The following is a 13382-nucleotide window of genomic DNA, read 5'->3' as shown; positions in this document are numbered from 1 at the left end:
CGTTGTTGGCCGTACGGCAGCAGATCCGTACGCTCTGTACACAGGATGGAACTCCCGGAACTCGCCGCCCGCTGGATGCACGCGTTGACGTCGACCGCGTACATCCCGCTGTCCCACGCCGAAATCCAGCAGGCCCTGCTCGATTCGCTGCGTGAGCTGCCGGAGTCACCCGAATCGGTTGCCAATCGACTGGTGTCACTGCACGCGACCGGGCCGGACTCGCTGCGCGCCACGATCGAGGTTCTCTCGCCCACGTTCGAACTACCTGTGCTGGCCCGGTTGAGCTCCGCGTACGCGCAGGCCATGCGACTGGACGCGTTCGACCAGCAGGAGCAGATCAAGGTCGCGATCGTGCGGGCCAAACAGCGGGTCGAGCGCACTCTGCAGATCAGCCAGGCGCGGTTCCAGGAGGTGTTCGACTCCGCCGCGCAGGGCATCGCGATCACCGACCTCACCGGCAGATGCGTCGAGGCGAACGACACGCTCGCCGAGATCGTGGGCCTGGATTCGGGGGCCGACTTCATCGATCGCGAACTGCGCGACTTCTACCACCCCGACGACCTGGCCGTCCTGGGCGCCTCGTACCGGAAGGTGAGCGAGGGGCACGCCGACAGGGTCCGCGACCAGCGCAAACTGATCCGCGCCGACGGTGAGCCGGTGTGGGTGCACCTCGTGGTCTCGGTGCTGCGCGACGCGGACGGCCGGCCGACGCACCACGTGACGATGGTCGAGGACATCAGCGAGCTGCACCTGTTGCAGCGCAGCCTCGACCACCAACTGCTGCACGACTCGCTCACCGGCCTGTCGAACCGCCAGCACTTCATCTCCCGGGTCGAACGGCAGCTCGACGGCGAGCCGATCACCCTGTACCACCTGGGCCTGGACGCGTTCTCGGTCGTCAACAACGGCCTGGGCCACGAGACCGGCGACAAGCTGCTCAAGATCGTCGCGCACCGCCTGGGCGAGCTCGCCGCCGAGAAGAAGGCCGTGCTGGCGCGCATCGGCGGCGACGAGTTCGCGTTGCTGACGGTCTCGGACAACGTCACCTCGACCATCGAGGAGATCCAGGCCGCGCTCGGCGAACCGACCTTTGTGGACGATCACGGCATCGCGCTGTCGGTGAGCATCGGCGTGGTGGACCGCCCGCCGGCGTTCGCGACCGCCGGCGAACTGATGCGGTGCGCCAACGCCGCGCTGCGCCAGGCGAAAGCGCGGGGCAAGCGGCAGTGGGCGTTGCACGACCCGCACGACGACGCCCGCCGCCGGGGCAGGTACGCGCTGGCCGCGTCGATGCCGGGGGCGTGGGAACACGGCGAGATCGAGATCGTCTACGCGCCGGTGCACGACCTGGAGACCCAGGAGGTGCTCGGCGCCGTCGCCCGCCTGCACTGGGACGACCTGAGCCACAACGACACCATGGCGCTGGCCGACTCCACGGGGCTGTCGCTGCCCATCGGCCGCTGGCTGCTGCGGGAGGCGTGCGCGCAGGCCACAAGATGGGTCGAGGAGTTCGGCGACGGGGCGCCCACGCTGCACATCGCGTTGGGCGCCTTGCAGTCCCGCGACGAGGACCTGGTGGCCGACGTCAAGCGGGCGCTCGACGAGACCGGGCTTCCACCCGAACGGCTGCGGATCGCGCTGGACATCTCGTCGGTGCTGGCCGGCGACGACAACGCCCTGGTGCTGCACGACAGCGGCATCGTCACGTCGCTGGACGGGTTCCACGGCGGCCACGACGAACTGGCCGTGCTGACCGAGGTGCCGATCCGCTCGGTGATCACCCGCGCGCCCGCGCCCAGGCCGGATTCCCCGCTGTACCAGGCGATGCGGGCCCTCATCAGGACCGTGCACGACTTCGGCGTGCGGTTCGGCGTCGACGAGGTGCACACCCTCGACGACGCCGAACACTGGCGGCAGGCGGGCGCGGACGGCGTGATCGGGCTGCTGCCCGCCCAGAGCGCCGACGAAGTCACCGAACTGCTCAGAGCTGCTTCACGGCCGCCAGAAGCTTCGTGAGCGAGTCTTTCGCGTCACCGAACAACAGCGTCGTCTTCGGGTTGTACAGCAGCTCGTTGTCCACGCCCGCGAACCCCGGCCGCATCGACCGCTTCATGAACACCACGGACTTCGCACGGTCCACATCGAAGATCGGCATGCCGTAGATCGGGCTGGACGGCTCGTCCCGCGCACCTGGATTCACCACGTCGTTCGCCCCGACGACCACGGCCACGTCGACCGACGTGATGCCGGGGTTGACGTCGTCGAGCTCCTTGAGCTGCTCGTACGGCACGTCCGCCTCGGCCAGCAACACGTTCATGTGCCCCGGCATCCGCCCCGCCACGGGATGGATCCCGTACGCCACGGACACTCCACGCTGTTCGAGCAGCGCCACGAGCTCACGCACCGCATGCTGCGCCTGCGCGACGGCGAGCCCGTAACCCGGCACGACGACCACGTTGTTCGCGTACCCCAGCAGGATCGCGACGTCCTCGACCGTGCCCGACTTGACCGTGCGCTGCTCTTCCCCTTGCGCGACAACGGTCGTCGCCTTGAACGCACCGAACAGGATGTTGGCGAGCGACCGCCCCATCGCCTGCGCCATCAACCGGGTCAGGATGGTGCCGGACGCGCCGACGAGCGTGCCCGCGACGATCAGCAGCGTGTTCGCCAGCACGTAACCGGACGCGGCGACCGCGAGACCGGTGAAGGCGTTGAGCAACGAGATCGCGATCGGCACGTCCGCGCCACCGACCGGCAGCACGAACAGCGCACCGAGCGCCAGCCCGACGACCGCCAGCAACCACAGCAGGAACCCGTTCGGCACCGCCATCGTCAACGCGCACAGGGCGATCGACGACGCGGCGGCCGCGATCGCGAGCTGCTGCCCCGCCGGCAACAGCACCGGGCGGGTCGTCATCAGCTCCTGCAGCTTCAGGAACGTGACCACGGATCCGGAGAAGCTGACCGAGCCGATCAGCACCGTCAGCACGGTCGCGAGCCGGAACATGACCGTCGTGTCCGGCACCGCGAAGAACTCGGCCAGCGCCACCAGCGCCGCCGCCGCGCCACCGACTCCGTTGAACAGCGCCACCATCTGCGGGATGGCCGTCATCTTCACTGACCGCGCGGCCGGGATGCCGACCACGACACCGAGTGCGATGGCGATCAGGATCCACAGTCCGTGGTGGGAAACGCCGTGGAGGTAAGCGGTGATGACGGCGACCAGCATGCCGAACGCACCGATGAAGTTGCCGTAGCGCGCGTATTTGGGCGAGCTCAGGCCTTTCAGCGCCAGGACGAAGCACACCGACGCGACGAGGTACATCAGCTGGACCGTCATCGCTTGAACATCTCCAGCATCCGGTCGGTCACCACGAACCCGCCGACGACGTTGATCGTGGCCAGGAAGACCGCGACCAGCCCCAGAACCAGCTCCAGGGTGCTCTCGGCGGATCCCGTGATCAGGATCGCGCCGACGAGGATCACGCCGTGGATGGCGTTCGCACCGGACATCAACGGCGTGTGCAGGATCGTGGACACCTTCGAGACCACCTCGAAGCCCACGAAGACGGCCAGCACGAAGATCGTCAGCAGGTCGATCACGGCAACTCCTTGCGGATCTGACCGTCGTGGGTGAGGCAGCAGCCGTCGAGCACCTCGTCCGAGAGGTCCGGCGACACCGACCCGTCCGCGATCATGAGCTTGAGCAGGTTGAGCACGTTGCGGGAGTAGAGCTTGCTGGCGTGCACCGGCATGGACGACGGCAGGTTCAGCGCGCCGTGCACGAGCACGTCGCCGACCCAGGTCTCCTGGCCCGCAACGGAACCGGCATAGTTGCCGCCGGACTCCGCGGCCAGGTCGACCACGACGGAGCCGGGCGCCATGGCCTTGAGCATGTCCGTCGTGACGAGCACCGGTGCCTTGCGGCCGGGAATGGCGGCCGTGGTGATCACGACGTCGGACGCCGCCACGTGCTCACCGATGAGTTCTCGCTGGCGTTCCAGGAACTCCTCGGACTGCACGGACGCGTAGACGCCGGACTGCGTCTCGAGTTCGAGTTCGAGGAACTTCGCGCCGAGGCTGCGGACCTCCTCGCCCGCGGCCTTGCGCACGTCGTACGCCTCGACGACGGCGCCCAGCCTGCGTGCGGTCGCGATGGCCTGCAGGCCAGCCACGCCCGCGCCCAGCACCAGTACCTTCGCCGGTGGCACGGTGCCGGCGGCGGTGGTGAACATGGGCAGGAAGCGCGGTAGCCGTTCGGCGGCGACGAGCACCGCCCGGTAGCCCGCCACCAAAGCCTGCGACGACAGGGCATCCGCGCTCTGGGCACGCGTGACCCGCGGCAGCAGGTCGAAGCTGAACGACGTGACGTTCCGCCGCGCATAGACCTCTAGTAGTTCCCGTTCGCCTTGGGGCTGCAGGAAGCTGATGGTGATGGCGCCCGGTTTCAACGCGGAGGCCTGGGCGATGGTCAACGGCTGCACGGACACGACGACGTCGGATTCCGGCGTCGGGTCCTCGGGCGTCACCGTCGCCCCGGCCGCGTGGTACGCGGCGTCGAGGGCGTGGGCGTGACGCCCGGCGCCTTCCTGTACATGCACGGTCAGTCCAGCGTCGACCAGCGACGACACCGTTTCCGGTACGCAGGCGACTCGGCGCTCGGCGGGCCGCGACTCTGCGGGGGTTCCCACTCTCACCGTACGCACGTTACGCGATCAAAGGTGAGCTGGGCCATATCATCATGTCGTCCGAAGGATCCCAGTCTCAGAGCGGGAAGAATTCGGATCGGGGAGGAATTCGGGCTCCCGCAGAAGGGGCTTGGCGGAGCCGGGGCGGTTCAAGGGGCGCAGCGCGCTGGTCGGTGGAGCGATGTCCGCAATCACCCGATAGAGCCGAACATTTGTTCGGTAAGGTCGCCTGCATGGCAGATGCGGCAGGTGTGGTCCGGTATTCCTACCGGCTGCGCTTGTCGTCGTCGGCCCGCCGTTTGTTGGGGGCGGAGTGGGATCACTGTCGGTGGGTGTGGAACCAGTGCGTAGCGCAGTCGCGTGAGGCTCACCGGCACAACCGTGAGAAACCCGGCGATCCGCGCACGTGCGGTCCGGCACAGTTGGACAAACTCCTGACGGGCTGGCGCGCTGGGCATGTGTGGTTGCGGTCTGGGTCGTCGGTTGCGCAGCAGCAGGTCATCCGGGATTTCGGCGCATCGCGTGCCAAGGCACTCAAGGACGTGCGGGAGCGGGTGCCGCAGCGGCGGCGTGCCGGCATGCCGCGGTTCAAGAAGCGGTCGCTGGCCGAGCCGACGCTCAACTACACCCAGCGCGGGTTCCGGTTGCGTGACGGTGTGCTGCGCCTGGCGGGCGGGATCGTGGTGCGGCCGGTGTGGTCGCGGGAGTTGCCTGCCGTGCCGTCGTCGGTGCGCGTGTACCGCGACAGCCTCGGCGAGTGGTACTGCTCCTTCGTCGTCCAGACGCAAGTCCAGGCCTTGCCCGTGACCGGCCGGGTGATCGGTGTCGACTGGGGTGTGAAGGAACTCGCCACCACCACCAGCGACGCGCATGACCTGCCGCACCCTGGCTACGGCAAGTGCGCCGCGGCGGGCCTGGCGAGGTATCAGCGGATGATGGCCCGTCGCCGCCCGGCCAAGGGCCGGCCCGGTTCGAAGGGCTACCAACACGCCAAGCGGCACGCGGCGAAGATCCAGAAGAAGGTCGCCCGGCGTCGGCAGGACACCGGCCGCAAGTGGGCCAAGCGGGTTGTTCGCGATCATGACGCGCTCGCCGTGGAGGACTTCCGGCCGAAGTTCCTGGCGAAGTCCACGATGGCCCGCAAAGCCGCGGACGCCGCGATCGGCGCCACCAAGCGTGAGCTGATTGCGATGGCCCGCAAGCACGGCCGGGACCTGCGGCTGGTCGACCCGAGACACACCACGATGGACTGTGCGGCATGCGGTGCGAGAGCCAAGCACGCCTTGCCGCTGTCCGAACGCACCTACACCTGCACGTCGTGCGGGGCCATGTCCCCCAGGGACAAGAACTCCGCGGCGGTGATGCTGGTCCGGGCAGGTTTGAACCCGGTCGGCGCTGACGGCACAAGACCTGCTCGTCCGCCGGACGGCCAGGCAGCCTGAGTCGAGAATCCCCACATAAGCCCCTGTAGGGCGGGGAGCATTCAAAGTTGCCAGAGCACCGCACCGGCCAGCGTCAGGCACCCTGCCAGCCCGATCGCAGGCACGAAGCGCTTACCAAGCGTCCACGCGCTGGCGTTGGCGATCGCGTAGTAGAGCAGCACGCAGAACGAGCTGAACACGATCGCGCGCGTCACGTCGACGGTGAGCACCAGCCCGATCGCGGCCACCGCGGTGACGACCTCGGCGGCACGCAGGTCGGCCATGAACCCCGGCAGCCTGCGGTCGCGCGCCATCGCCAGCGCGGTCCGGCTCACGCCCAGTTGCAGCGAGAGCAACGAGCCGAGCGCGGCCAGGCAGGCGCCGATCCGGATGACGGGTGCCAGCGAAGGCGACACGTCAGCCAGCGTCGACCCAGCCAGATCGCTGCCCAGGGCGTTCAACGCCACGAGGGCCACGACCGTGTAGACGACCAGCGTGATCGCCAGAGCGACAACGACGGCGCGGGGGATCGTCCGTGCGGGTTCGCGTACCTCCTCTCCCAGCGTCGCGATGCGCGCGTAGCCGGCGAACGCGAAGAACAGCAGCGCGGCGGCGGGAAGGATTCCTGTCGGCAGGAACTCCGCCGGCTGCACGGCGTCGCGAGCGGTCACGGCGGTCGATGCCAGCACGAGCAGCACCACGACCACGATGACCCTGGTGAGCAGCGCGGACTTCTGGACGCCGGTCAGGTTCAGCACCGTCAGCGCCACGATCGCCGCCACCGCAACGGGTTTCGGCGCACCGGCGTAGGTGCCGACCGTCAGCGCCATGGCGGCGCACGACGCCGTCTTGCCCAGCACGAACGCCCAGCCGGCCAGGTCGCCCCACACGCGCCCGAGCCGTTCGCGGCCGTAGACGTACGTGCCGCCGGACTGCGGGTAGCGCGCCGCCAGCCAGGCGCTCGACAACGCGTTGCAGCAGGCGATCACGCCCGCGATCACCAGGCTGACGAGCAATGCGGACCCGGCCGCCGCCGCGGCCGGGGCGAACACCGCGAACACTCCGGCGCCGATCATCGAGCCGAGCCCGACGAACACGGCGTCGGTCAACGACAGGCTTCGGGTCAGTTGCACACGGTCAGTGTGCGACAGGGCACCCTGAAGGCTTCGCGGCGGGGAAGAAGTTCGGCAGCAGTTCACCGGATTCGTAGTACCGGTGGTACACCGGCGTCAGCCCGCCCGACACGGGTGGCACGATCCACGACCAGTCCGCTGGGCAGGAACGTCCGGCTTCTTCCTCCTTCTCCAGGTGCGTCAGGAACCTCTTCGACTCCGTGTGGTGGTCCGTGATCGTGACCCCGGCCTCCGCGAACGAGTGCAGGACGGCGCGGTTGAGCTCCACCAGAGCTCGGTCGCGCCACAACGTCGCCTCCGACGACATGTCCAGGCCCATTCGCTTGGCGAGGTACGGCAGCAGGTCGTAGCGGTCGTGGTCGGCCAGGTTGCGGGCGCCGATCTCGGTGCCCATGTACCAGCCGTTGAACGGCGCGGACGGGTAGTCGATCCCGCCGACGCGCAGGCGCATGTTGCTGATGGCGGGAACGGCGTGCCACTTCACGCCGAGTGCCTTCAGCCACGGGAAGTCCGGGTGCGACAACAGGACTTCCAGCACGTCGCCGGACGGGATCTCGACGAGCGCGGGGTCTTGGCCCTTGCAGGACACCATGAGCGGCAGCACGTCGAACGGGCCGCGTGTGGACGGCGGCTGCCAGCCTCGCTTCAGCGCGAGGTCGGTGAGGGCGAGGTTGCGCGCGTCGCCGAGCACTCCGCCGTCGGAACCGCGGTAGGCGGCATAGCGGATGATCTGCTCGTTGACGATCTGCGGCGCGTCCATGCCGGGCTCGGCGGGGGCGAAGACCGTGATGACGGGCCGGATCTTGCCCTTGTTCGTGGCGACGCGGAGGTGCTCGACGCATTCGCTGGCCACGTCGGCGGGATCGGACACGTCCCGCTGGTCGCGCACTTTCAAGCTCCGCCAGTAAAGGCGGCCGATGCAGCGGGAGCTGTTGCGCCAGGCCACCCTGGCGCCGAAGGTCAGTTCGTCGGTGGTGTGGCGGTAGGTGCCGGTCGCGGCGATCTCCGCGTGCACTTCGGCCAGCCTGGCCTCGACGGGACCGAGGTCCGGGTGTTCGGTGCGGTGCTGCCGGACGAAGTCCTCAGCCTCGGCGATGTCGATCTCGCCGGTGTTCTCGACCTGCGCCGGGGGAAGCGCTGTGAGGGAACGGGGCATCACATCAGTCGGGACGGGGGTCATGGCGAGGCACCGTAGTTGCGCTTTCGTGGAGGAGGAACCGCCTGTTGCGCTACGCCATCTGGATCACTGGACCGCGTCCGACACTCTCAGCAAGTACTTGATACCGCGACCGGGTGACAAAGGGCGCGACAAAGGGTGGTTCTGGACCGTTATCGCGCCGACACCAAACATTGACCAGTGATTCAGTTCACCAGCGGATTCGACCCGTTCGAGTGAACTTCGCCGGGCACCTCCCACGAGGAGAAGCGAGTCATCCCGTGTACTGCCAAGGAAGACGGCAATGCCCGGAAAGCGAAGTTCCGCAACGCCAGCGCCATGGGCGAGCGGACCTCGATCCCGAACTTCCCCGCCATTCGCGAGCCTTTCCACACGGACTGGGCGCGCGGCCGCCGCAACGCGTCGTAGCGCGCGAGATCACCGTCGACCGAGGCCAGCGTCACCGCGTCCTCCAACGCCATGCACGCCCCCTGCCCGAGGTACGGCGTCATCGCGTGCGCGGCATCGCCGAGCAGCGCCACCCGGCCCCGCACGAACGTGGGCAGCAAAGGCAGTTCGTAGATGTCGTGCCGGATCACGTCCGGGGTCGACGCCAGCAGTTCCGGCAGCGGGTCGTGCCAGCCGGCGAACAGCGCCACCGGGTCCAGGTCGGCCGACGCGGGCGCGACAGCGGCGACGTACCAGCAGACCCGCCCGTCGCCCAGTGGCAGGATGCCCGCCTCGCCGCCGGGACCGAGTGTCTGCGAGATCGGCAGCTCGTAAGGCCCCGGCGCCACCCCTCGCCACGCCGTGGCCCCCGCGTACACCGGTCCCGGCGCGCCGGGCAGCAGTTCCGCACGGAGGCGGCTGTTGATGCCGTCCGCCGCCACCACGAGATCCGCGTCCAGCTCGTCAACGCCGGTCACCTCGACGTTGTTGAAAAGAATCTCGGGCGGCAGCGCGCGCAGCAGAACGCCGTGCAGATCGGCGCGGTGCATCGCGATGACCTTCTCCTGGCCGATGTCGGGCAGATGCATGAGCCAGCGCCCGTCAGACGCCCTGACACCACCGGACACACGCGGCGTACCCAGGCGGCGGGCCTCGTCGGCTAGACCCATCCACTCCAGCGCCCGCAGCGCGTTCGGCATCACGCCCACGCCCGCGCCGATCTCACCGAACGTGGCCGCGCGTTCGTAGACGACGACCTCCCAGCCGACGCGCCGCAACGACACCGCCGTCGCCAGCCCGCCGATGCCGCCACCCACCACGATCGCCTTCATCGTTCCTCCTCTACAGATGTAGAGGACTCTACAGCCGTAGACTACAGCTGTAGAGAGATTGGGACCCCAGTGCGCAGAGACCTCATCACCGACGCCGCGATCCAGCTCGTCGCCGAGCAGGGCATGCGCGGGCTCACCCACCGCGCGGTCGACCGCCGCGCCGGGCTGCCCGAAGGCTCCACCAGCGCGTACTTCCGCACACGCAAGGCGTTGATCGAGGGGTTCGTCGAACGGCTCGCGGATCAGGAACGGCTGGACGTCGTGCCCGATCCGGACGACGTCGCGGGCAGCATCGCCAGAACGCTCGACAGCTGGCTCGTCGAGCGGAACAGGACGCTCGCGAGGTACTCGGCGATGCTCGAGGCCACGCACCACCCCGAGCTCAAGTCGATCATGGTCCACTCGCCTCGCGAGCAGGCCACCGCGATCGCGAAGATGCTGGGCCACCAGGATCCCGAACGGGCGGGCGCGCACTTCACGGCGTTCCTGGAGGGCCTGCTCTTCTACCGGCTCGTCGGTGGCGGCAGCACGGTCGGGCCTGCGCCGGGCACCGAGGAAAGCGTGCGGGACCTGAAGACGGCCGTCGAAAAAGCGTTGCGACCGTAGGTACCGTGGGTTTCATGGGATTCGGGTACGGGGTCTTCTACCTCTGATCACGGACGTGTGCCACCGCGCAACACGTCCTGATTTCGCGTACCCAGAAGAGGATCCCCGTGCGTTCGCATGTTCATTTGACGACCCAAGATCTCACCAAGGGCTATGAGGCCGGGCCCGTCGTCGACGGCATCTCACTGACGGTCTCCGCCGGCCAGCGCCTCGGCATCATCGGCGAGAACGGCCGCGGCAAGACCACACTGCTCCGCCTGCTCGCCGAAGACCTGACACCGGACCAGGGAACCGTCACCCGTCACGGTTCGTTGAGCCTCGTGCGACAGGAAATGCCTTTCCACGAGGGCAAAACGGTGGGGGACCTGCTGTCCGAGGCCCTGCGCGAAAGCCGCGACGCACTGTCCGAACTGGACTGTGCGGCGGAGCCGTTCGACGAGCAGCGTTACACCGAAGCCCTGGCCCACGCCGAGAACATCGAGGCCTGGGACGCCGAGCGTCGTGCCGAGATCGCGTTGAAGGCGCTCGACGCCGACCACGACCGGGCAACGCCACTCGCACGGCTCAGTGTGGGGCAACGCTATCGGGTCCGGCTCGCGTGCCTGCTCGCCGAACGAGCCGACGTCCTGCTGCTGGACGAACCGACCAACCACCTCGACGCGGGCGCACTGGCCTTCCTGACCGAACGCCTGCAGCACCACCACGGCGTCGTGGTGCTCGTGAGCCACGACCGCACGTTGCTGGACGAGGTCTGCACCCAGTTGCTCGACCTCGACCCGGCCCCGGACGGCGAGGTGCACCTGCACGGCGGCGGCTACCGGGCGTTCAAGGAGGCCAAACGAGCCGAGCGGCAACGGTGGGAACAGCGGTTCGCCCAGGAAGAGGCCGAGCACGACGAACTGGCCGAGAAGGTCGAACGCGCCCAGTCCCGCCTGAGGGACGGCTGGCGTCCTCCGAAGGGCACGGGCAAGCACCAGCGCACGACGCGTGCGGCGAACAAGATGCGCAACGTCGCCCGCAGGCTCGAAGAGCTCGGCGACCAGCGCGTCGGCGCTCCCCCGCCCCCGTTGCGCTTCACGCCGCCAGAGCTGGAGGCGAGCGGCGACCTGCTGCACGCCACCCCGCTCGAAGTACCCGGAAGGTTGTACCTCACCGAGCCGATCTCACTCAGCGCGGGCGAGAAGCTGCTGGTCACCGGCCCGAACGGGGCGGGCAAGTCGACGTTGCTGAACGTGCTCGCCGGCCGGATCACGCCTGCCCGCGGCACGGTGCACCACGTCGGCCGGGTCGCCCTGCTGGCCCAGGAGTCGGCGTTCGAGAACGAGGACGCCACGGCGGTCCAGCTCTGTTCGCGGGTGGAGGACATCGGTCTGCTCAGCGGAAAAGACCTGGCGCGCCCGGTCGGCCGCCTGTCCACTGGACAACGCAGGCGCCTAGAGCTGGCGATCCTGCTGAGCGGCTCGCCCCACGTCCTGCTGCTCGACGAACCGACCAACCACCTGTCGATCGCCCTGGTCGACGAACTGACCGAGGCCCTCGACCACACCACGGCCGCCGTGGCCGTCGCGACCCACGACCGGCAGATGCGGACAGATTTCGGCTCGTGGCGGTCCGTGACCCTCAATTCACCTTCACGAAGTCATGAAACTTCTGTAGCTTCGAAATAGGTCCTCTGCCGAGCACTGGGAGGTGTGCGAGATGACCGAACTGATCTCCGATGAACTGCCCACCACGCGCCAGAACCCGTTCGACCCGCCCGCCGAGGTGACCCGGATCCGCGAGCAGGCCCGCATCAGCAGGCTGAAGTTCGCCGACGGACACCTCGGCTGGCTCGTCACCGGCCACCACCAGGTCCGCGAGATCCTGGGAAGTCCGAAGTTCACGAACGACCCCGGCAAGCACCACATGCTGGACGTCAGGTTCCAGGGGGAGGCGCCGGCGGAGAAGCGCAAGGTCGAACCGGGCATGTTCCTGAGCCAGGACCCACCGGACCACACCCGGCTGCGCAAGATGCTGCAGGGCCAGTTCACGGTCCGGCGGATGAACCAGCTGTCCGAGTGGATCGGCACGATCGTCGACGACCAGCTCAAGCACCTGCGGTCGTTCGACGGCAAGGCCGACCTCGTGAAGGAGTTCGCGCTTCCGGTGCCGTCACTGGTGATCTGCGCGATCCTCGGCGTCGACTACGACGAGCGGCACAGGTTCCAGGAGGACACAGCGAAGCTGCTGAACCTGGAGTCGACGTTCAAAGAGGCCATGGACGCCATGGCGCGTATCCAGGAGTTCATGCGCGAGCTGATCGTCCGCAAGAAGGCGAACCCGGGCGACGACATGATCAGCGACCTGCTCGCCACCGGGGAACCGACCGACGAGGAAGCGTCGAACATGGCGCTGCTGCTCCTGCTGGCGGGCCACGAGACCACGGCGAACATGCTGGGCATCGGCACGTTCACGCTGCTGCAGCACCCGGACCAGCTCAAGATCCTGCGCGACGAGCCGGAGGTCGTCGACAACGCCGTCGAGGAGCTGATGCGGTACCTGTCGATCATCCACTTCGGACCGGTGCGCACCGCCACCGAGGACGTGGAGATCGAGGGCCACCTCATCAGGGCCGGCGACACCGTGCTGATGCACGTGCCGACGGCCAACCGCGACCCGGAGAAGTTCCCCGGCAACCCCGAGGAACTGGACCTGCGCCGCCCGGCCAGTGGCCACGTGGCGTTCGGGCACGGCATCCACCAGTGCCTGGGCCAGCAGCTGGCCCGCATCGAGATGAGGATCGGTTTCTCCAAGCTGTTCCAGGAGTTCCCGGACCTGCGCCTCGACGTCGACCCCGAGGAGGTGCCGCTGCGCACCGACATGGGAATCTACGGGGTCCACTCGCTGCCAGTAGCGTGGTCGGCATGAAGATTTCCGTCGACCAGACGAAGTGCTGCGGTTCGGGAATGTGCGTGCTGACAGACCCGGACCTGTTCGACCAGAACGACGAGGACGGCACGGTCGTACTCCTCGAAGAACACCCGGACGCCGCGCACGAGGCCACCGCGAAGGAAGCGGCGAACCTCTGCCCGGCGGGCGCGATCACGATCAGCTGATCC

General features: G+C 68.3%; 12 protein-coding genes. 6 read left to right on the top strand and 6 right to left on the bottom strand.

Translation table 11 applies throughout. The annotated features are described in order from the left end of the window. Nucleotides 1–45 precede the first annotated feature (45 nt). The gene (locus IG04_RS0100590; RefSeq protein WP_051768577.1) at nucleotides 46–2016 is read left to right on the top strand and encodes a putative bifunctional diguanylate cyclase/phosphodiesterase; all 1971 of its coding nucleotides are present in this window, start codon (nucleotides 46–48) and stop codon (nucleotides 2014–2016) included. Here IG04_RS0100590 and IG04_RS0100585 read toward each other — a convergent pair. From IG04_RS0100585 to IG04_RS0100575, 3 genes are read right to left on the bottom strand one after another with little or no spacing between them, the layout of a single operon-like run. Further along, nucleotides 1982–3340 carry an NAD(P)(+) transhydrogenase (Re/Si-specific) subunit beta gene (locus tag IG04_RS0100585; RefSeq protein ID WP_030474485.1) on the bottom strand — a complete coding sequence of 453 codons (1359 nt, stop codon included), beginning with the start codon at nucleotides 3338–3340 and terminating at the stop codon, nucleotides 1982–1984. The genes IG04_RS0100590 and IG04_RS0100585 overlap by 35 nt on opposite strands. Continuing rightward, a complete protein-coding gene (locus tag IG04_RS0100580; protein WP_030474484.1) occupies nucleotides 3337–3603 on the bottom strand; it encodes an NAD(P) transhydrogenase subunit alpha part 2 in 267 nt (88 codons plus the stop codon). The genes IG04_RS0100585 and IG04_RS0100580 overlap by 4 nt, the downstream gene beginning before the upstream one ends. Then, nucleotides 3600–4697 carry an NAD(P) transhydrogenase subunit alpha gene (locus tag IG04_RS0100575; RefSeq protein WP_030474483.1) on the bottom strand — a complete coding sequence of 366 codons (1098 nt, stop codon included), beginning with the start codon at nucleotides 4695–4697 and terminating at the stop codon, nucleotides 3600–3602. Before IG04_RS0100575 ends, IG04_RS0100580 begins: the two co-directional genes overlap by 4 nt. Before the next feature lie 44 nt (nucleotides 4698–4741). Here IG04_RS0100575 and IG04_RS0100570 point away from each other — a divergent pair, with 44 nt between their 5' ends. After that, complete coding sequence (locus tag IG04_RS0100570; protein WP_338043476.1) at nucleotides 4742–6130, top strand: RNA-guided endonuclease InsQ/TnpB family protein; 1389 nt, start codon at nucleotides 4742–4744, stop codon at nucleotides 6128–6130. A 41-nt stretch (nucleotides 6131–6171) separates the two neighbouring features. Here IG04_RS0100570 and IG04_RS0100565 read toward each other — a convergent pair whose 3' ends face one another. From IG04_RS0100565 to IG04_RS0100555, 3 genes are all read right to left on the bottom strand, one after another. Next, the gene (locus tag IG04_RS0100565) at nucleotides 6172–7236 is read right to left on the bottom strand and encodes an APC family permease (protein WP_211257641.1); all 1065 of its coding nucleotides are present in this window, start codon (nucleotides 7234–7236) and stop codon (nucleotides 6172–6174) included. A 10-nt stretch (nucleotides 7237–7246) separates the two neighbouring features. After that, nucleotides 7247–8422 carry a nitric oxide synthase oxygenase gene (locus IG04_RS0100560; protein WP_420843981.1) on the bottom strand — a complete coding sequence of 392 codons (1176 nt, stop codon included), beginning with the start codon at nucleotides 8420–8422 and terminating at the stop codon, nucleotides 7247–7249. 182 nt (nucleotides 8423–8604) lie between these two features. Beyond that, complete coding sequence (locus tag IG04_RS0100555; RefSeq protein WP_051768575.1) at nucleotides 8605–9678, bottom strand: FAD-dependent monooxygenase; 1074 nt, start codon at nucleotides 9676–9678, stop codon at nucleotides 8605–8607. A gap of 69 nt (nucleotides 9679–9747) precedes the next feature. Between IG04_RS0100555 and IG04_RS47910 the strand changes: the two genes are divergently transcribed. The 4 genes from IG04_RS47910 (at nucleotide 9748) to IG04_RS0100535 (ending at nucleotide 13379) form a co-directional block, all read left to right on the top strand. After that, nucleotides 9748–10284: a TetR/AcrR family transcriptional regulator gene (locus IG04_RS47910; RefSeq protein ID WP_051768572.1), complete on the top strand. Its 537-nt coding sequence runs from the start codon at nucleotides 9748–9750 to the stop codon at nucleotides 10282–10284. A gap of 125 nt (nucleotides 10285–10409) precedes the next feature. Further along, nucleotides 10410–11951: an ABC-F family ATP-binding cassette domain-containing protein gene (locus IG04_RS0100545; protein ID WP_245816398.1), complete on the top strand. Its 1542-nt coding sequence runs from the start codon at nucleotides 10410–10412 to the stop codon at nucleotides 11949–11951. Between the two features lie 31 nt (nucleotides 11952–11982). Then, nucleotides 11983–13191 carry a cytochrome P450 gene (locus IG04_RS0100540; RefSeq protein WP_030474476.1) on the top strand — a complete coding sequence of 403 codons (1209 nt, stop codon included), beginning with the start codon at nucleotides 11983–11985 and terminating at the stop codon, nucleotides 13189–13191. Then, nucleotides 13188–13379, top strand: a complete 192-nt coding sequence (locus IG04_RS0100535; RefSeq protein ID WP_030474475.1) for a ferredoxin — start codon at nucleotides 13188–13190, stop codon at nucleotides 13377–13379. Before IG04_RS0100540 ends, IG04_RS0100535 begins: the two co-directional genes overlap by 4 nt. Nucleotides 13380–13382 lie beyond the last annotated feature (3 nt).

It is taken from the genome of Lentzea albidocapillata (assembly GCF_000719115.1).
Taxonomy (GTDB): domain Bacteria; phylum Actinomycetota; class Actinomycetes; order Mycobacteriales; family Pseudonocardiaceae; genus Lentzea; species Lentzea albidocapillata.
The sequence above is the reverse complement of the archived record's forward strand: the minus strand, read 5'-3'. Positions and strand labels throughout refer to the sequence as shown.